Annotated in this window: 13 protein-coding genes; 5 read left to right on the top strand and 8 right to left on the bottom strand. The window is 67.5% G+C overall.

Translation table 11 applies throughout. From position 1 onward, the window contains the following. Positions 1 to 93: 93 nt before the first annotated feature. Complete coding sequence (locus ACERNI_RS12390; RefSeq protein ID WP_448833599.1) at positions 94 to 2,016, bottom strand: ABCB family ABC transporter ATP-binding protein/permease; 1,923 nt, start codon at positions 2,014 to 2,016, stop codon at positions 94 to 96. A 571-nt stretch (positions 2,017 to 2,587) separates the two neighbouring features. After that, positions 2,588 to 4,012, bottom strand: a complete 1,425-nt coding sequence (locus tag ACERNI_RS12385; protein WP_448833598.1) for a LysM peptidoglycan-binding domain-containing protein — start codon at positions 4,010 to 4,012, stop codon at positions 2,588 to 2,590. Positions 4,013 to 4,111: 99 nt separating this feature from the next. On the opposite strand from ACERNI_RS12385, the gene ACERNI_RS12380 reads away from it, so the two are divergent. The 3 genes from ACERNI_RS12380 (at position 4,112) to ACERNI_RS12370 (ending at position 7,621) form a co-directional block, all read left to right on the top strand. Beyond that, positions 4,112 to 4,762 carry an LOG family protein gene (locus ACERNI_RS12380; RefSeq protein WP_448833597.1) on the top strand — a complete coding sequence of 217 codons (651 nt, stop codon included), beginning with the start codon at positions 4,112 to 4,114 and terminating at the stop codon, positions 4,760 to 4,762. A gap of 347 nt (positions 4,763 to 5,109) precedes the next feature. Beyond that, the gene (locus ACERNI_RS12375; protein WP_448833596.1) at positions 5,110 to 6,339 is read left to right on the top strand and encodes an ABC transporter substrate-binding protein; all 1,230 of its coding nucleotides are present in this window, start codon (positions 5,110 to 5,112) and stop codon (positions 6,337 to 6,339) included. Positions 6,340 to 7,015: 676 nt separating this feature from the next. Beyond that, complete coding sequence (locus ACERNI_RS12370; RefSeq protein WP_448833595.1) at positions 7,016 to 7,621, top strand: hypothetical protein; 606 nt, start codon at positions 7,016 to 7,018, stop codon at positions 7,619 to 7,621. 201 nt (positions 7,622 to 7,822) lie between these two features. Here the strand turns inward: ACERNI_RS12370 and cimA are convergent, their stop codons facing one another. From cimA to ACERNI_RS12350, 4 genes are all read right to left on the bottom strand, one after another. Further along, positions 7,823 to 9,418, bottom strand: coding sequence for a citramalate synthase (cimA, locus tag ACERNI_RS12365; protein ID WP_448833594.1), 1,596 nt, complete (start codon positions 9,416 to 9,418; stop codon positions 7,823 to 7,825). Further along, positions 9,415 to 9,936 carry a GNAT family N-acetyltransferase gene (locus ACERNI_RS12360; RefSeq protein ID WP_448833593.1) on the bottom strand — a complete coding sequence of 174 codons (522 nt, stop codon included), beginning with the start codon at positions 9,934 to 9,936 and terminating at the stop codon, positions 9,415 to 9,417. Before ACERNI_RS12360 ends, cimA begins: the two co-directional genes overlap by 4 nt. 9 nt (positions 9,937 to 9,945) lie before the next feature. Next, positions 9,946 to 11,712, bottom strand: a complete 1,767-nt coding sequence (gene cysS, locus ACERNI_RS12355; RefSeq protein WP_448833646.1) for a cysteine--tRNA ligase — start codon at positions 11,710 to 11,712, stop codon at positions 9,946 to 9,948. Between the two features lie 212 nt (positions 11,713 to 11,924). Continuing rightward, positions 11,925 to 12,527, bottom strand: coding sequence for a CreA family protein (locus ACERNI_RS12350; protein WP_448833592.1), 603 nt, complete (start codon positions 12,525 to 12,527; stop codon positions 11,925 to 11,927). 560 nt (positions 12,528 to 13,087) lie between these two features. Here ACERNI_RS12350 and ACERNI_RS12345 point away from each other — a divergent pair. Further along, positions 13,088 to 14,293 carry a DUF2865 domain-containing protein gene (locus ACERNI_RS12345; RefSeq protein WP_448833591.1) on the top strand — a complete coding sequence of 402 codons (1,206 nt, stop codon included), beginning with the start codon at positions 13,088 to 13,090 and terminating at the stop codon, positions 14,291 to 14,293. A 484-nt stretch (positions 14,294 to 14,777) separates the two neighbouring features. Here ACERNI_RS12345 and gltX read toward each other — a convergent pair whose 3' ends face one another. Then, a complete protein-coding gene (gene gltX, locus ACERNI_RS12340; RefSeq protein ID WP_448833590.1) occupies positions 14,778 to 16,112 on the bottom strand; it encodes a glutamate--tRNA ligase in 1,335 nt (444 codons plus the stop codon). 206 nt (positions 16,113 to 16,318) lie between these two features. Between gltX and ACERNI_RS12335 the strand changes: the two genes are divergently transcribed. Next, entirely contained in the window at positions 16,319 to 16,930 is a 612-nt protein-coding gene (locus tag ACERNI_RS12335; RefSeq protein ID WP_448833589.1) for a cysteine hydrolase family protein, read from the top strand. Between the two features lie 217 nt (positions 16,931 to 17,147). Here ACERNI_RS12335 and ACERNI_RS12330 read toward each other — a convergent pair whose 3' ends face one another. Then, a complete protein-coding gene (locus ACERNI_RS12330; protein ID WP_448833588.1) occupies positions 17,148 to 18,533 on the bottom strand; it encodes a class II 3-deoxy-7-phosphoheptulonate synthase in 1,386 nt (461 codons plus the stop codon). Positions 18,534 to 18,636: the final 103 nt, after the last annotated feature.

The following is an 18,636-nucleotide window of genomic DNA, read 5'->3' as shown; positions in this document are numbered from 1 at the left end:
GTGAACGCGGCAATTGCGCCGCACAGGGATTTTCGGACGGCGGCGGCGCGGCTTCGCACAGCCAATTGCGCATGATGCCCGCCAATGCGCGGCTCAGCCGGCTGCTTTTGCGCCTGTCGCCATTTCCTCTTCGCCGGTTTCTTTCAGGGTCTGCAGGGCCTGCTCGGCGCGGCGCTGGCGATTCCACAGGCCTGCGTAGACCCCGCCCGCCGCCAGCAGCGCCTCATGGGTCCCCCGCTCCACCACCTCGCCCTGGTCCATCACCATGATCTCGTCGGCGTTGACGATGGTCGACAGCCGGTGGGCAATGACAAGGGTAGTGCGCCCACGGCTCACCGCCGCCAGCGCATCCTGAATCTCGCGTTCGGTGAAGCTGTCGAGAGCCGAGGTCGCCTCGTCGAGCACCAGAATCGGCGGCGCCTTCAGGATGGTGCGGGCGATGGCGACGCGCTGTTTCTCGCCACCGGAGAGCTTCAGGCCGCGCTCGCCCACCAGGGTGTCGTAACCAGCCGGCATCGCCGCCACCACCGGCGCCAGCTGGGCGAGGCGCGCCGCCTCCCGCACCTCGTCATCGCTCGCGTCCCAGCGGCCATAACGGATGTTGTAGGCGATGGTGTCGTTAAACAGCACCGTATCCTGCGGCACCATGCCGATGGCGGCGCGCAGGCTGTCCTGGGTGACGCGGGAAATATCCTGGCCGTCGATGAGAATGCGGCCGGAGGACGGCTCGTAAAACCGGAACAGCAGCCGCGACAGGGTGGATTTGCCCGCGCCCGAGGCGCCAACGATGGCCAGGGTGCGCCCGGCCGGGGCCTCAAAGCTGACCCCCTTCAGGATCTGCCGGTCAGGATGATAGGCGAAGCGCACGTTCTCGAAACGCACGGCGCCCCCGGCCACGGCCAGCGGCGTCGCATCCGGCGCGTCGCGGATTTCCGGGGCCTGGTCGAGCACGCCGAACATCTGGCCGATGTCGAGCAGCGACTGTTTTACCTCGCGGTAGATCATGCCCATGAAGTTCAGGGGAATCGACAGCTGGATCAGCATGGCGTTGATCATGACGAAACCACCGACCGTGGTCCTGCCGGCCCGGATGTCATGCACGGCCAGCGCCATGGCGGCGGTGAGGCCAAGCGTGAAAATGACCACCTGGCCAGCGTTCAGCACCGCCAGCGACACGTAGCTCTGCACCGAGTTGCGCTCATAGCGCGCCATGGACTCGTCGTAGCGCTTCGCCTCGCGCGCTTCAGCGCCGAAATACTTCACCGTCTCGAAGTTGAGCAGCGCATCGACGGCGCGGGTCTGCACCAGATTGTCGCTCTCGTTGATGCGCTTGCGGATGGCGATGCGCCAGTTGGTGGCGAAATAGGTGTAGAGAATATAGGTCGTCACCATCACGACGACGATCAGGGCGTATCGCCAGTCAAATTCCAGCGTCAGCACCGCCAGCACCAGGCCAAACTCGACGATGGTCGGCAGCAATTGCAGCACGAACAGGCGCGACAGCTCCTGCACGCCCGTGCGCCCCCGCTCCAGCACCCGCGTGAGGCCGCCCATGCGGCGCTCCAGATGGAAGCGCAGCGACAGCTGGTTCATGTGGGTGAAGGTGTCGGCGGCCAGCCGGCGCACCGCCGCCATGGTGACGGTGGCGAAAATGGCGTCGCGCATCTGGGTGAGCACCGCAATGGCGATGCGGGTCAGCCCATAAAGCAGGGTCAGCGCCAGAGGCGCCTGCCACAGCCAGGCGAGGCTGGCGCCCGCCGCCAGCGGCTGGTCGCCGGCCAGCGCGTCGGTCGCCCATTTGTAGGCGTAAGGCATGCCGACGGTGACCAGCTTGGCCGCCAGGATGAGCACCGTCGAGACATAGATTCGCAGGCGCAGGTCGCCGCGATCGGCCGGCGGCCAGACATAGGGCGCGAGCCGGCGGGCGGCGCCGAGCAGGCCGCCACTTTCTCCGGACGATGCGGCGGGAGCTGGCGCGGGCAGCGCGCCGGTATTACGCCCGAAACCACGGGGCATCCAAAACCTTCCAGGCGCATGTCGCCGCCGGCGGCGGGTGCATGCATTGTTCCCGCTGCCAGACCGTTTCACGGGAACCCGGCTGGCCAGCGGCGGTCTCTCACTTTGACTGGCGGCAGCCTTACGCCATCGCGGCCCCGGGAGCAAAACCCTGTCAAGGAGCAAAACCCTGTCAAACTGAATCCGGATTTTGCCCTATCGCACTGGATTGATGCGCTTTTGCGCCAGGAGGCGCTACTTCACCGCCGGTTGCTTCAGGCACTCATTGTGGCGGCCCGCCTGCCAGAGACACCCTATCGTTCTGATCTTACGCATTTTATCGGAAAAATCAGGCTCCAGCCTTCGCGACAAGGCTCCGCGCGAGCCGCGCGACGCCAGGATGGCGATGATCGACTGCGATGGCCATTGTCATTTGCAGGCGCTGACAGCCGGCGCGGAGCGGCGGATCGGCCAGGCCGCGCCTGGGCGGCGCACAAAATGATTCAGAATTCCGCGCCAACCAGCTGTTTTCACGCCCATTTCAGACCCATCGGCCAACATGGCCAAACCGCTGCAATGGGCGCTGATCTGGTTATTTCTCGTCGCCGGAGGTCCCGCCATGACCAGAGACCCCGCCATGGCCGGATGCTCCATCCTGGCCTGGCGCCCGCCCCCGGAGGGGCGCATCGCCGGCGCGGGGCGGCGCGGGCGGGCCTTTCTCGGGCAGAACAAACACCTGCCCTGGATAGATCCGGTTGGCGTCAGCGATCTGGTCCTGGTTGGCGTCGTAGATCGTCGTGTAGCGGGAGCCGAGCTGGTAGGTGCGGCGGCTGATGCTCCACAGGGTGTCGCCGCGCGCCACCACATGGGTGCGCACCGGAACCGCCTGGATGGCGTCGCGGGACGGCTTTTTCCCTGTCGAAGCCGCCTGCCCGTCTTTTGCCTGAGCACCAGCCGCGCCGCCAGCGGTGGTGGCGCGGGCATTTTCCCAGGGCGCTTCCGCCCGGGACAGCACCTTGCCCGTTGCCGGATCCACCATATCCAGCCGCACCCGGTAGTCGCCCGCCGGCAGCGGCGATTGCAGCGCGAATTCGATGGCCCCGCTGGCGCTGGCGACGCCGGAAGCCAGCAAGGCGTCGTTAAGATACAGCCTCACGTTTGCGCCGGGCCGGGCAGCCCCGACAACGAACAGGCGTCCGTCATCATCCGTTTCCACCTGGGATATGCGCGCGTTGCCCGCAGCCGCATCCGGACTGCCTGGCTTTCCGGCCCCGTCGCCGCTGGCCACCCCCTCGCCCGGCGCTCCCGTCGAGGCCTGTCCCTGCGCTCGCCCTGGTCCTTGCCCCGGTCCTTGCCCCTGTTCAGGACTGGAAATCAGGGTCGCCGCCTTGTCCGGCGCCAGCAGGGCCACCAACGGCGGTTTGGGCGGCTGGATGGTGACGCTCACGGTCTGGCGGGAGGGCGTCCAGCTCCCGTCGGGAGCCCTGACGCGCAGCGACAGAACGTGGGCGCCGGCGGGCAGCGGGCCATTGGTCATGGCGAACAGGCCCGACGCATCGGTCACAGCGCGCTGCAACACGCGCGGCTCCGCTGCGGCAGCCGCGCCGCCGGCCTCGGTCATCAGCAGCTCAATGGCGGCGTCTGGCCTGGCGCGGCCGCCGATGACCGCCTCGCCATTCGGTTCGACCCGCACCACATCAAAACTGGGAATGCCCCCGCCCGCCGCGTCGCCAAGCGCAGCGGCCGTATTGCCAGGCGGGACCGCATTGCCTGGCGCAGCCGCATTGCCTGGAATGGCTGCCGCGCCCGCCGCATCCCCGGCCGCCCCCTTCGCCACGGGGCCGGCTGGCGGCGATTGTGGAGGTTCTCCCGCGTCCGCGACCGGCATATGCGACGCCCTGTCACGCAATGGTCCAAATGTCAGGATCAGAATGCCGGCGCTCACCAGCGCGACCAGCGCCAACGCCACGCGCGCAATTGTTTTGACGTTGACAGGCGGCAGTGCGGGCTCGCTCATCCGTGCTCAATCTCCATGCCGCCACCTGGAAGCAACCGCGATGAGTATACAGGCGCGCGCCGCCTTTACATCATGCCCAGAGGAAGCACAGTACGCCAAATGAACAGTCCGGATTTCAAGCGGCCTGATGGGGACGCGCCCGCCATCTGCATATTTTGCGGCTCGGGAGCCGGCGCCAGCCCGGAGTTCACGGAAGCCGCGCGCCTGGTCGGCGCCCTGCTGGCCCAGCGGGGCGTCGGCCTCGTTTATGGCGGCGGCGACATCGGGCTGATGGGCGAGGTGGCGCGCAGCGCGCTGGCCCATGGCGGCCGCGTCACCGGCATTATCCCCGGGTTCCTTATCCAGCGCGAGCACATGCCGGATCCGGCGGCGGAAGGCCGGGAAACCATCATCGTGCCCGACATGCATACGCGCAAACGCCTGATGTACGAGCGGGCGGACGCGTTCCTGGCCCTGCCAGGCGGCATCGGCACGCTGGAAGAGCTGGTGGAGCAGATGACCTGGTCGCAGCTTGGCCAGCACACGCGTCCCATCATGGTGCTGAACACCCTGGGTTTCTGGGACCCGCTGTTCGCGCTCCTGCGGCACATGCGCGAGGCGATGTTCCTGCGCCCTGATCTCGACGCCACCTACCTGACCGCGACGGAGCCGGCTGAAGCAATCGACGCCCTGCTCGCCGCCATCGCGGCCGTCCGCGCAGCTACGCGGGACCCCGGCGACGACCGGCCGCCTGTTCCCGGCCCGTTCTGAGACGAGCATTTGCGCCAGCCGGGCCGCCTGGTCAGGTCAAAAGCCTTGCCCAGGCCAGGCGCCGCCCAGGCCAGGCGCCGCCCAGGTCAAGCGCCGCCCAGACCTGGCGCCGCCCAGGCGGCGCGTCGCACCGCTCCCCCTATCCTAAAGGCTCACGCGGACGTGATTGCGCCGCTGGGCCCGCCAGGCTAGTAGAACCCCTTGTTTCATGCGTGGTCCGTCAGTCCCTGACCGGTCCGCCGTCACGCCGCCCTCTTTGGGGAACAGCCCGGCTAGCGGGCGAGCGGCCCGGCGAGACCTGGAGCGGATGCGCGCCGCCATGCTTCCGGGAGGGAATGATGAAATCCATGTTCTTGCGCTGCCTGGCGCTCAGCCTCGCAGTGGCGACGCCCCTGGCCGGCCTTTCGGCCCAGGAGAAGAAGTCGCTCAATATCGCTGTCCTCAATGACAAAAGCTCGGTGTTCGCCGACGCCGGCGGCGTCCGCTCCGTGCGCGCGGCCGAGCTGGCCGCCCAGGACTTCGGCGGCGAAATCAACGGCATGAAGATCAAGGTTCTGGGGCCTGACCACCAGAACAAGACCGACATGGGCGCTTCGCTCGCTCGCCAGATGTACGATCAGGAAGGCGTCGAGGCGATCTTCGACATCGGCAACTCCGCCATCTCGCTGGCGGTGCAGGAAATCGCCCGCGAGCGCGGCAAGATCGTCGTCCACTCCGGTTCGGCCACCGCCGAGGTGTTCGGCAAGGCCTGCTCGCCCACCGGCGCCATGTGGCTGTATGACACCTATTCGCTGGCCAAGGGCTTCGCCAAGTCGGTCGTCGAACAGGGTGGCAAGACCTGGTACTTCATCACCGCCGACTACGCCTTCGGCCACGCCATGCAGAATGAGGTGACCAAGGTCGTCGAAGCCAATGGCGGCAAGGTCCTCGGCTCGGTGCGCCACCCGGTCGGCACCATGGACTTCTCGTCGTTCCTGATGCAGGCCCAGGCCTCCGGCGCCGACATCGTCGCGTTCGCCAACGCCTCCGGCGACACGGTGACCAGCCTGAAGCAGGCCCGCGAGTTCCAGGTGGGCGAAGGCAACCAGAAGCTCGGCGTGCTGATCTTCTATCTGACCTCGGTGCACGCGCTTGGCGCCAAGGCCACCCAGGGCGTGCAGTACCTCTCGGGCTATTATTGGGACCGTGACGACGAAAGCCGCGCGTTCGCCAAGCGCTTCGCCGCCGTCAACGACGGCCGCATGCCCGACCACACCCACGCCGCCGTCTACAGCTCGGTGAAGCATTACCTGCAGGCCGTGAAGGACTCGAAGTCCACCGACGGCAAGACCGTGATGCGCAAGATGAAGGAGACGCCGGTCAACGACTTCTTCGCCCATGGCGCCAAGGTCCGCGCCGACGGCCGCCTGATGAACGACATGCTGCTCGTTGAGGTGAAGAAGCCGGAAGAAGTGAAGAACGGCGAATGGGACCTGCTGAAAATCAAGCAGGTGGTCAAGGCCGACGACATCATGCGTTCGATCGCCGACGGCGGCTGCACCCGCCTCGACCCGCCGGTGGACGCCGAGAAGAAGTAAGCGCTTCTTGTGTGATGCGAACGAAAAGGCTGGCCTCGCGCCAGCCTTTTTTTGTTATTCATCAATACATTGGATCAGTATTTCGCCATCGTGATTCAACTGGCGGCCAGATGCTCAGCTGGATGCTTGCGCCAGTCCCGGCAACGCTGGGGACTGGAGGCAACCACAAGGCCGCGCGGATACCGCCCCGACAGCGCCCCGCCCCGACAGCGCCCCGCTGCGTGGGGCCTGGCGCAGTGCGGCATCCGCCGCCGGCGGGGGCCAAATCCCGGAGCCCCGGCGAGGGCCAAGTCCCGGAATGGTCTTCTGCTCCGGAGGCAAACAGTCTGCGCCTGAGTTCTGCGTCTCCGTTGGGCGGCCGCTTCGGGCGGACTGCTTCGGGGGGCCGCTTCGGGGGGCCGCTTCTTGCCCGTGCGCCCCGCCCTGATGGGCAGACGGCAGCATCCGCAAGTCAGGCTTTGAGACTATCAAGTAAAGCAAACCGCGCATTAATGCGAAACGTCCGGCCTGGGAAAGCACTTCGCAAACCTGCGGGCAGCCAGATACATTGCGACACGCCCATCAGAGCGTCCGACGCCTCCTGATGTCTGGCAACCCCAGCTGACGTCTGATTGGTCCCGCCGCGACGCGATCAACCGGCGGCAGCACGATCACACCCGTCACCCGGTGCATCGACATGCCTCAGTTCCCTTCGCTCTCCCCCACGACTGGCGGCGCTGGAAAGCAAAAGATCACGCCTGGCCAAATCGACGACCCAACGGATTTCAGGCATATCGTTCATGTCCGGCCGAACATGACCCTGAACGGGCCGAAACAGCTGGAGGGGCTGTTTCAGGGCAAAATCAAACCCGCGATGCGTCCTCAAGTTGCGATGCTTCCGCCGGATGAGGTCCGCTTCCCCGGCGGCGGAATAGTCGCGCCGAAACCGGCGTTGCGAGAGCGCGTTCTCTGGGATCGCCCGCAGCTGCCTTATCTTCAAGATCTCCAGGCGCGGCAGGCAGAGGCCGAAAATGCCCTGCTTCCTCCCCCGTTGCCGCAACGCATCGGATCGCTGGAGCCAGCGCCGGCCAGAGAATTGCCATCGCCGATGTTTCGACCAATCCCTCCCAGACGGGAGGACAAACCCCGCCCAGCAGCACCTGCCGTACAGGAAGAGCCGGTTTCCCTGCCTGCCGCAACCGCAGAAGCCAGAGGCGCCAGCCGGGTTCGCGACGCGGCTGCCGCCATTGAAAGAGGCGAGAGGCCATTGATGGATACGCTTGGGGCCGCGCGCTTTCTCTGACCGAAGGGGGCGAACGCGCGTCCTTCGACCCGGCAGGTCCGGCCTGCCGAAGGCTGCCCCGGCGCCAAGGGGCCCCTGGAGGAGATAGCCCGGTTCATCGGGCAACGGGGCTTGCCCCTGGTTTTTGCCGCCTGCGCCGCCATCACTCGCCGGGCGTCCCTCCGGCCGGGAGCACGCCGGCGGCGCGCCTGTCCCGTCCGCTCACGCCTCCGCGCCGCTCCTCACCAGCTTGTAGATGATGGAATCGGTCAGGGCCTGGAAGGAGGCGTCGATGATGTTGGGGCTGACGCCAACCGTCACCCAGCTGTCGCCGCTGCGGTCGCCGCTTTCGATCAGCACCCGGGTCACCGCGTCGGTGCCGCCCTGAAAAACCCGCACCTTGAAGTCGCGCAGACCGAGGCCCTCGATCAGCGGCTGGTACTTGCCCAGATCCTTGCGCAAGGCGACGTCGAGGGCGTTGACCGGGCCATTGCCCTCGCCCACAGATATCAGCTCCTCATCGCCGACCCGGACCTTCACCACCGCCTGGGCCACCGTCACCTGCTCGCCCAGGGCGTTGAACCGGCGCTCGACGCTGACGCTGAAGCGCTCCACGTCGAAGAACTCCGGCAGGTCGCCGAGAACGCGCCGCGCCAGCAGGTAGAACGAGGCGTCGGCGCCTTCATAGGCGTAACCCGCCGCCTCCTTTTCCTTCACCACCTCAAGCAGCCGGCCAATGCGGCGGTCATCCCTGTCGACCTGGATGCCGACCCGCTCCAGCTCGGCCAGGATGTTGGACTTGCCGGCCTGCAATGACACCAGCAACTGGCGGCTGTTGCCGACAGTTTCCGGCTCCACGTGCTCATAGGTGCGCGGATCCTTCAGCACCGCCGAGGCGTGGATGCCGGCCTTGGTGGCGAAGGCGCTGGCGCCGACGTAAGGCGCATGGCGGTTGGGCGCGCGGTTGAGCACCTCATCCAGCGCCCGCGAGGCGTGGGTGAGGCCGGCGAGCCCCTCCCGCGTTACGCCAAGCTGGAAGCGCGAGGCGTACGGCTCCTTCAACATCAGGGTCGGGATCAGCGAGACCAGATTGGCGTTGCCGCAACGCTCGCCGAGGCCGTTGAGCGTGCCCTGGATCTGCCGGGCGCCGGCGCGCACCGCCGCCAGGGCGTTGGCGACGGCGCAGCCGGTGTCGTCATGGGGGTGGATGCCAAGATGGTCGCCCGGGACATGGCGCGCGACTTCGCCGACGATGCGCTCCACCTCGTCCGGCAGCGTGCCGCCGTTGGTGTCGCACAGCACCACCCAGCGGGCGCCGGACTCCCAGGCCGCCTTCGCGCAGGCCAGGGCGTATTCGGGATTGGCCTTGTAGCCGTCGAAGAAATGCTCGCAATCAAGCATCACCTCGCGGCCGGTCGCTTTCGCAGCGGCGACGCTGTCGCGGATGCCGGCGATATTTTCCTCAAGCGGCACTTCCAGCGCCACGTGCACCTGGTAGTCCCAGCTCTTGGCGACGAAGCAGATGGCGTCCGCCTTGCTGTCGAGCAGGGCTGCGACGCCTGGATCGTTGGCGGCGGAGCGGCCGGCCCGGCGGGTCATGCCGAAAGCGGTGAAGGTTGCGTTCTTCGTGCGCTTTTCCTGGAAGAACTCGGTGTCGGTGGGATTGGCCCCCGGATAGCCGCCCTCCACATAGTCGAGCCCGAGCCGGTCGAGCATGCCGGCGATCTGACGCTTGTCATCGAGGGAGAAATCGACCCCGGTGGTCTGGGCGCCATCGCGCAGCGTCGTGTCGAACAGATACAGCCGTTCCCGCGTCATTGCCGCCCCCCAGGCGCAGTGTTTTTGTCGTTGTTGCCGGCAAGTTGCTTGCGCATGGCGGTGCGGCCGAGCCAGACGCCGTCGATATCCACGGTCTCGCGCCGCTGCGGCTCGAACCCCAGCTTGCCAAACAGGTGCGAGGCCACGTCGCTAACGTCCGCCGTCAACGCGGCGGCGCCGCGCGCCGTCGCCAGCTTCTCCAGGGCGCCGAGCAACATGGCGCCGATGCCCTGCCCGGCGACGGACGGGTGCACGAACAGCATGTCGATGTGATCCTTGCCGCGCAGCGAGGCGAAACCGGCTGGCGAGCCGCCGACAACGGCGACCAGGGTCAAATTTCCGGCGAGGCGGCCGGCGAAGGCCTCATCGTCGTCGGCGGTTGACGCCCAGGCGTCGCGCTGGGCGTCGTCATAATCGTCCTCCGCCAGCACATGGATGGCCTCGCGAAAGATCTCGGCCAGCGCCGGGCCGTCCGAGGGCAGAAACGGGCGCAGGCCCGCGTTGAATTGCTGTCCCATGGCCGCCCCTTATTTCCCCGCCGCCCATTCGATGGAAACGCCGCCATCCTTCGTGTCCTTGACCACGGCGCCCATGGCGGCGAGTTCATCGCGAATGCGGTCGGCCGCCGCCCAGTCCTTGCGGGCGCGGGCGTCGGCGCGATCGGCGATGAGCGCGTTGAGGCGCGCCAGGGCCGGATCGTCACCCGCCTCGCTGCGAAACGACACCAGACCGTTGGCGTCGGTCTCGATGGCGATTTTCTTGCGCGCCAGCTCCTCGCGGGTGGATTCCAGCAGACGGGCGTCGCCATTGACATGCGCCGTGCGCCAGATGCGGCTCATGCTGAAGCCGAACATGCCGGTTTCGGGGCTGAACTGGCCGCAGCCCAGCGGCGCGGCCAGCGCCAGCGGCGTCTCGCGGCTGACCAGGCCGAGGAACGACAGGGCGCGGATCACCTGGCCAGCAGCTTCCAGATCCGAGGCCATGCGGCCGATCAGCCCGCGCACCCAGCCAATGGCGCCGGGGGTGTTGAGATCGTCCAGCAGAAAACCAAGGAATGCCGCCGGCGGGGCCTGGTCCAGGTCGGCGATCCAGCGGCGCAGGGTGATGTCGCAGCCGCCAAAGAAACGGCCCTGCAGGGCGCCGATGGCGCCGGCAATGGTCTCCAGCTCGGCCTGGGCCCGGGCAAGGCGCTTCTCGGTCCAGTCGATGGGCTGGCGGTAGTGGGTTTCCAGCATGGCCCAGCGCATCACCGGCCCGGCCCACGGGCCGCCGAACTTGCCGCTGGTCAGCAGGTCGCGGATGGTGACGAAATTGCCGAGCGACTTCGACATCTTCTGGCCTTCGACCTGAAGAAAGCCGTTGTGCAGCCAGTAATTGGCCATGCGCGGCGCATCGAGCGCGCAGCACGACTGGGCGATCTCGTCCTCATGATGCGGAAACACCAGGTCGATGCCGCCGGCGTGAATGTCGAAGACATTGGCTTCGGCGGGATCGCAGGCAACCCGGCCGGCAAAACCCTGGATCAGGTGCTTCCACGACATGGCCGAGCATTCGATATGCCAGCCGGGGCGCCCCTCAACGGCGATGCCGCCCGGCGACGGCCAGCCAGGCTCGTTCGCCTTCGACGGCTTCCACAGCACGAAATCCATGGGGTCGCGCTTGTAGGGCGCCACCTCGACGCGGGCGCCGGCCAGCATCTCATCCAGCGAGCGGTTGGCGAGGGAGCCATAACGCGGCATGCCCGCCTTGCGGCCCATGGCGGCGACGGAGAACAGCACGTGGTCCTCCGCCACATAGGCGATGTCGCGGGCAATGAGGCGCTCGATGAGATCGCGCATCTCGACGATATGCTCGGTGGCGCGCGGCTCGATGAAGCGCGGCGGCTCGCCGTCCACATTGACCTGGTCGGGCATCAGCACGCCCAAGGCGCGGATGTCGGCGTGAAAACGCCGCGCCGTGACTTCGGTGAGATCGCGGATCGTCACGCCGCGCTCGGCGGCGCGGGCGTTGATCTTGTCGTCGACGTCGGTGATGTTGCGGACATAGGTCACGCCATCGGCGCCATAAAGCTGGCGCAGCGCGCGGAACAGCACGTCAAAGACGATGATGGGCCGGGCATTGCCGATGTGGGCGTCGTCGTAGACGGTGGGGCCGCAGGCGTACATGCGCACATTGGCCGGATCGATGGGTCGGAAATCGTCTTTCGCGCGGGACAGGGTGTTGTACAGGCGCAAGCCCCTGTCCTGGACATCTTCCGGGCCAGCCTGCCGCGGCGCGTCGTTCTGCGCATCGATTTGCACGGTCGTACCTCTCCCAAGGCCGGCGGCCGGGAGTGCAATCCAATTTTCAGGTTCTGAAAAGGGGACGGCTCCGGGCCGCGCAGCGCGCTAGCCGGTTATAATGCAGATCGCAATAATAATGCGGGCCGTCGTCATGGCGATGTTTTGCGACGGCGCGGGCGCGCCGTCAAGCGCCCGCGCCAGTGTCTGTGAACGAAAGGCTCCGCTCATTTCACCCAGTCGGCGCACTTCACCGGCGCGCCCTGGCCGCCCCATGGCGTGATCGGCACGGCGGCGGTGGCGTTCTGGGGCGAACCTTCGATCACGCGATCCGAATAGACCAGATAAACCAGCGTGTTGCGCTTCTCGTCACAGGCGCGGACGATCTGCATCTTCTTGAAGACCAGCGACCGGCGCTCCGAGAACACCACATCGCCCTGGGAGAATTTTTCCTTGATGGTGATCGGACCGATCTGGCTACAGGCCAGCGAGATGTCGGACACCTCCTCGGCCACCCCCAGCATGCCCTTGACGCCGCCGCGCTCGGGCAGCGTGTAGTGGCAGGCGACGCCGTCGACCAGCGGATCGTCAATGCCATAGACCACCAGCTTGTCGTCCGGGGTCATGAACTTCCAGACGGTGGATTTCTTCAGGATAACGTCCGGCCCGTCAGCCAGGGCGGCGGTGGCGCCGGCAAGCGCCGCCAAAACCGCGACAGCGCCAGCAACGAGGGCCCGGGCGACCGGGACCGGGCCCCGCCCCGCCCTGGCGCCGGTTGGGCGATTGCCGGTTTTTTGGCTGGATGTCGTCCCGGCGCTGATCATCTGCATGCGTGTCCTGCCTGCCAGAGCATTTTCCCGCGCGACGGAGGCCGTCATGCAGGAGAATATGGTGTCCCGTTAGGGGGGAAAGCTTCGTCCCACAGGGGAAGAGCCTCACTATGAATGGAATCGCCGTCACGAAAGCAACGACGCGCCGGATTGCCGCGACAACCCGGCCGGGTTCTCGCGGATCAAGCCCCGGCCTGGTTACGCCCACGCCAGACCACACCCGGTCCATGCTACGCCCGATCCAGCTACACATGGCGACGGCGCGGGCGTCTGGCAAGCGATCCGGTCGCGGGCAAAGCCCGTACAGCCGTGTCCGCGAGGCCACGGATGCGGGTCAGGCGCCGTCCGGACGGCGCTGCAACAACCGGAAAACTTGCGAACCGCCGCATTTGCGGCGAGATAGAATGGTCACTAGCGGACAGTTGCCGGATGACAGGCTCCAGCGGGTCTGGAACCGGGCTCTGGCTGGCATATACGTACGCTAACTTTTTGCTTTGGCGCATTTTCTCCCTGTGGCGCGGCGTCCGCGTCGCCTGAAAATGCGATAGCGGGATGATTCGATGAACCTGCGGCGCGCCCCGGTTTCCCATGCCCTGTCCGACGTTCCCATGCCTTCCGCGATCGGGAGCTGGTTGTCGGCGACGGGCCGGCGCGCGCTGAAGGTCGTCGGCCTTGGCGCCCTGGCCCTCACGGCCAGCGCCGTGGTGGCCATGGCCCAGTCGCCGGCGTGCGACCAGTATCGGGCCGAACTGGCGGCGCTTTCCCGGGGCAATCCGCAAGCGGCGGGCCAGGCCAGCCAGATTCGCGGCGAGATCATCCAGTTGCAGTCGCAGCGGTCGCGACTGGGCTGTGATCGCGGCGTCCTGTTTTTTGGCGACCGGCCTCCACAGTGCGGCCAGATCGACGCGCGGCTTCGCGCCCTGCAGGGCGCCTACGCCAGCGCCCAGGGCCAGGCCCAGGGCAATCCCGCCCGGCGCCAGGCCCTGATGGCGGCCATCGCCCGCTATTGCAGCCCGGGCGCCCAGCGTGAACCGAACTTCTTCGAACGGCTGTTTGGCGGCGGCCAGGCCGCGCCGCCGCCGCCGCCAGACCAGCAGCAGTACGAAATGAACACCCACCGCCAGGCGACCGAGAATACGCCGCGTTACGGTGGCTCTCGCGTGGTCTGCGTGCGGGCTTGCGACGGCTATTTCTTCCCGCTGCCCTCCAACCGCCGCGAGGGCGCCGAGGACATGTGCCAGGCGCTGTGCCCCAGCACCCAGACGCTGGTGTATTTCATGTCCGGCGATGGGATCATCGAGCGGGCGGGCAACCGGGAAGGCAAGCCCTATACGGAGCTGCCGAACGCCGGGAAATATAAAAAATCCTTCGATCCCGCCTGCTCATGCCGCAAGGAAGACGAAAGCTGGGCGACGGCGCTGCAGCCGGCTGAGAACATGCTGAAATCCGGCCGGGGCGACATGATCGTCACCGAGGAGAAGGCGGAAGAGCTGTCGCGGCCGAAGACCGTCGCCGCCAGCCGGAAGCCGGAGCCCACGCCCGCCCCCGAGGCGGACGAGGAAGCCCCGGTCGACCCCTCCACCCTGCCGACCGCCTCGAATGAGTCATCGGGCATCGGCCCGCAGACCATCAACGAGGAACAGACCGTCGGCGCCCGCGAAGGCCAGGTGCGCGAAACCGTTGGCCAGGGCGGCCAGCGCGCCAAGGTGCGCGTGGTGGCGCCGAACATTTTTGTGGAGCCAACCGCGCCAGGAAAGGAGCGCTGAGACGCGCCAGGGACCGGGCGCGGCGTGTTGCGCCCGGAGGCCTGCCGCTCCGTCTGACACAAGACGCCCGGCATCCAGGCATGCCCTGGCCCCGGCGGCGCTGATCTCCGCAGCACATAAGGCAGGCGCGCGCCACCGCGCGATCAGCGCAAACGGAGCAGCCGTGGCCAGGAGGCCCTGGCCACAAAGGCTTGGCCAGGAAGGCTTGGCCAGGAAGCCTTGCCCACCAAGCCTTGGCAAACACCTGGATGGACGGGCCAAGCCCCGGCGATGCGACGCCGCCGGGCGCTGCCCACGCGCCGGGCGTCGTGGGCGTGGTAGCCGGCGCCGGATGGGGCGGGCATGCTCGGCATGACGGGCGCAGGCGGCGGCTCAGTTGCGTGACGCGCGCGCCGGCCACAACAGGCGCGCCAGCATGACGGCCGATGCGCGGTTGAAAACGGCGCGCCGTCAGGGCATGCGCCCTGGTTCGCCAGTTGCCGCCTTACGCTCCGCCAAGCCGGCGCAGGGTTTCTGCGCGACCGATCAGCGGCAGCAGGGCGGCCAGTTCGGGGCCGTGCTCCTGACCAGTGAGCGCGAGGCGCAGCGGCATGAACAGCGCCTTGCCCTTCGCGCCGGTGTGGTCGCGGATGGCGCTGGTCCACTGTTTCCACGTATCCATCGACCAGGGCTCAACCGGCAGCGCGGCGACGGCGGCGGCGCGAAAAGCGTCGGTCATGCCGGTATCTGGCATCTGCTCCGGACCCGAAGCAATAATCCGGGCCCAATCCGCGACCTCGGCAAGGCGGCCGATATTGCCGCGCACCGCCAGCCACAGCGGCTCGCTGGTGGCGAGCCCCAATGCCGCCAGGCGCGGCGCCGCGTCGGCCCACGCCATGTCGTGCAGCAGCCGGGCGTTGAGATTGGCAAGTTCGCTCTCATCAAATTTGGCGGGCGCCCGGGAAATGCCGGACAGGTCAACGAGCGCGGCCAAAGCGTCGAGACTGGCGATGGGGCGCACCGCTTCCGCCGTGCCGACCAGCACGGCCAGCGCGGCCACGGCCATTGGCTCCAGGCCGCTGTCGCGCAGGCCGCGCAGGGAGAGGTGGCCGAGGCGCTTGGACAGGCCCTCGCCGCTCGCGGTGGTCAGCAGGTTATGGTGCCCAAACCGGGGCGGCGGCGCGCCCAGCGCCTCGAAAATCTGGATCTGGGCGGCGGTGTTGGTGACATGGTCCTCACCGCGCACCACATGGGTAATCCCCATCTCGACGTCATCGACCACCGACGGCAACGTGTAGAGGAAGCTGCCGTCCTCGCGGATCAGCACAGGATCGGACAGCGAACCGCTCTCGACCCGTGAATCGCCGCGCACCAGATCGGTCCAGGTCACCACGCCTGGCTCCAGCAGGAAGCGCCAGTGCGGACGACGGCCCTGGGCCTCCAGATCAGCCTTTTCCGCCCCGGTCAGCTTCAGCGCCGCCCGGTCGTAAACCGGCGGCAGCCCGCGGGCCAGCTGGCGCTTGCGGCGACGGTCCAGTTCGTCGGCGGTTTCGTAGCAGGCGTACAGCCGGCCAGCGTCGCGCAAACGCTGCGCCGCCGCCTCATAGGCCGCCATGCGGTCGGACTGGCGGAACTCCTGATCCGGCGTCAGGCCAAGCCAGGCCAGATCCTCGCGGATCGCTTCGGCATATTCATCGCGCGAGCGCTCCAGATCCGTGTCGTCGAGGCGCAGGATGAAGCGCCCGCCCGCCCGGCGCGCCAGCAAGGCGTTGAGCAGCGCCGTGCGTGCGTTGCCAATATGCAGGTAGCCGGTGGGCGACGGGGCGAAACGGACGATCATCGGTGAGTTACCTGGCGCGATCTGGGTCATGCGCCGGTTATGACCGAGGCGATGGCCCGACGCAACGCACGGACAGGGCCTCTCCATGACCGGGAGATGGCGGGCCTGCGGCCCCCCACCGGCAATGGGCGGGCGGGAATGGACAGGGCCGACGCGTCGTGCTGGATTTGCGCCCGGGCAATCCCATGCCTCAACGAGGACATCCCATGCCGCATGCAACCGATGCGCCCCGCACGCTGCTCTCGCTCGCCGGCGCCCAACCGCAACTGGCCCGGCTTTCGCAGGCGGCGCTGGTCATCATCGACGCGCAGAATGAATACAGGTCAGGGGCCCTGCCTCTGGCCGGCGTCGGCCAGGCCATAAACCGTCTCGGCGTGCTGCTGGCCCGGGCACGCGCCGCCGGAACCCCGGTGATCCATGTCGCCCAGATTGGCCGCCCTGGCGGCCTGTTCGACCCTGAAAGCGCCGGCGGCGCCTTCCTGGACGAGGCGACGCCCCGTGGGGCGGAGCAGATTGTCCGCAAAAGGCTCCCCAATTCCTTTGCCGGAACAGACCTGCACGCCATCCTTCAGGATCTGGCGCGCCCGCAACTGATCCTGGCCGGCTTCATGACCCACATGTGCGTCAGCGCCACCGCGCGCTCCGCCCTCGACCACGGCTACAACAGTCTTGTCGCGGCCGACGCTACTGCGACGCGCGCCCTGCCGGACGCCCTCGACGGCCCTTCAATCCCGGCGGCCGACGTGCAGCGCGTCGCCCTGGCTGAAATTGCGGACCGGTACGCGGATGTGGTCGGCGTGGACAATATCGCCGACTGAAGCCGGAGGCCTGCGCATGATGCGGACGGGCAACGCCGCCTGTTCGCGCATCATCATGCGAAGCAAATACCCCAAGGAGCGTTCCCCAGAGGGTGCTTCCCAGAGGGCGCTCCCAAGGACCGCTCTTCTGGAACGCTCCCTGGAACGCCCCACAACAAAGGCCCCGGATCGGCTGATCCGGGGCCTTTGTCATGTCGTCAGGCAATGGGGCGCAAGCTTACTCGGCCGCCGCCGCGCGGTGCTCGCGCAGCTTGCCCGCCCGCTCCTGCTTCAGGCGCTCGGCGACCAGGAAGGCCAGCTCGATCGCCTGCTCCGCGTTGAGGCGCGGGTCGCAGTGCGTGTGGTAACGGTCCGACAGGCCCGCCTCGGAGATGGCGCGGGCGCCGCCGGTGCACTCGGTGACGTCCTTGCCGGTCATCTCCAGGTGGATGCCGCCCGCATAGGTTCCCTCGGCCGCATGCACGTCGAAGAAGGTCTTTACTTCCGACATGATGAGGTCGAACGGCCGCGTCTTGAAAGCGCCGGCCTTCACGGTGTTGCCGTGCATCGGGTCGCACGACCACACCACCGAACGGCCCTCGCGCTGCACCGCCCGCACCAGGCCTGGCAGATGGTCGCCAGCCTTGTCGGCGCCGAAGCGGCAGATCAGCGTCAGACGGCCAGCCTCGTTCTCCGGGTTCAGCACGTCGATCAGCTTCAGCAGTTCGTCGCCGCCGAGCGAGGGACCGCACTTGACGCCAATCGGGTTCTGCACGCCGCGGAAATACTCCACGTGGGCATGGTCGAGCTGGCGGGTGCGATCGCCGATCCACAGCATGTGGCCGGAGGTGGCGTACCAGTCGCCGGTGGTCGAATCGACGCGGGTCAACGCCTGCTCGTAGCCAAGCAGCAGCGCCTCGTGGCTGGTGTAGAACTCGGTCGAGCGCATCTCCGGATGGGTTTCCGGATCAATGCCGATAGCCCGCATGAAGTCGAGCGACTCGGTGATGCGGTTGGCCAGCTCCTGGTAACGGCCCGACTGCGGGCTGTCCTTGACGAAGCCCAGCATCCAGCGATGCACGTTGTCCAGATTGGCGTAGCCGCCATTGGCGAAGGCGCGGATCAGGTTCAGCGTCGCGGCCGACTGGCGGAACGCCATCAGCTGACGGCGCGGATCCGGCGAGCGCGCATCGGTGGTGAAGCCAATGTCGTTGACGATGTCGCCGCGATAGCTCGGCAGTTCGACGCCGTCGATGGTCTCGGTGTTGGCCGAGCGCGGCTTCGCGAACTGGCCAGCAACGCGGCCAACCTTCACCACCGGCGAGGCGCCGGCAAAGGTGAGCACCACCGCCATCTGCAGGAAGACGCGGAAAAAGTCGCGGATATTGTCGGCGCTATGTTCAGCAAATGCTTCGGCGCAATCGCCGCCCTGAAGCAGAAAAGCTTCGCCAGCCGCGACCTTGCCGAGCGCGCGCTTCAGTTGCCGCGCCTCACCGGCAAAAACCAGCGGCGGAAACGCGGACAGTTGCTCCTCGACAGCCGCAAGGGCGGCGGCGTCGGGATAGGCCGGCATCTGCTGCACTGGTTTCTGGCGCCATGAGGCGGGCGTCCACCGCTCACTCATCTTCGTCACTCCCGCGGCGGGCCGTTTGTGGATGGCAGCCGCCGCACTGCCCCCGGGCATTTTCCTGCGACGCGACCGCTCGCGATGGCGGAGGCGCCCTGCC

The sequence above is a fragment of the Camelimonas sp. ID_303_24 genome (genome assembly GCF_053543495.1).
Note: the sequence above shows the minus strand (reverse complement) of the source record. Positions and strands in the feature narration are given on the sequence as shown.

Excerpts from the sequence above, each read along its gene's own strand:
- ACERNI_RS12390 (WP_448833599.1), bottom strand. The coding sequence starts at position 2,016 with ATGCCCCGTGGTTTCGGGCGTAATACCGGCGCGCTGCCCGCGCCAGCT.
- ACERNI_RS12385 (WP_448833598.1), bottom strand. The coding sequence starts at position 4,012 with ATGAGCGAGCCCGCACTGCCGCCTGTCAACGTCAAAACAATTGCGCGC.
- ACERNI_RS12380 (WP_448833597.1), top strand. The coding sequence starts at position 4,112 with ATGAACAGTCCGGATTTCAAGCGGCCTGATGGGGACGCGCCCGCCATC.
- ACERNI_RS12375 (WP_448833596.1), top strand. The coding sequence starts at position 5,110 with ATGTTCTTGCGCTGCCTGGCGCTCAGCCTCGCAGTGGCGACGCCCCTG.
- ACERNI_RS12370 (WP_448833595.1), top strand. The coding sequence starts at position 7,016 with ATGCCTCAGTTCCCTTCGCTCTCCCCCACGACTGGCGGCGCTGGAAAG.
- cimA (WP_448833594.1), bottom strand. The coding sequence starts at position 9,418 with ATGACGCGGGAACGGCTGTATCTGTTCGACACGACGCTGCGCGATGGC.
- ACERNI_RS12360 (WP_448833593.1), bottom strand. The coding sequence starts at position 9,936 with ATGGGACAGCAATTCAACGCGGGCCTGCGCCCGTTTCTGCCCTCGGAC.
- ACERNI_RS12350 (WP_448833592.1), bottom strand. The coding sequence starts at position 12,527 with ATGCAGATGATCAGCGCCGGGACGACATCCAGCCAAAAAACCGGCAAT.
- ACERNI_RS12345 (WP_448833591.1), top strand. The coding sequence starts at position 13,088 with ATGAACCTGCGGCGCGCCCCGGTTTCCCATGCCCTGTCCGACGTTCCC.
- gltX (WP_448833590.1), bottom strand. The coding sequence starts at position 16,112 with ATGATCGTCCGTTTCGCCCCGTCGCCCACCGGCTACCTGCATATTGGC.
- ACERNI_RS12335 (WP_448833589.1), top strand. The coding sequence starts at position 16,319 with ATGCCGCATGCAACCGATGCGCCCCGCACGCTGCTCTCGCTCGCCGGC.
- ACERNI_RS12330 (WP_448833588.1), bottom strand. The coding sequence starts at position 18,533 with ATGAGTGAGCGGTGGACGCCCGCCTCATGGCGCCAGAAACCAGTGCAG.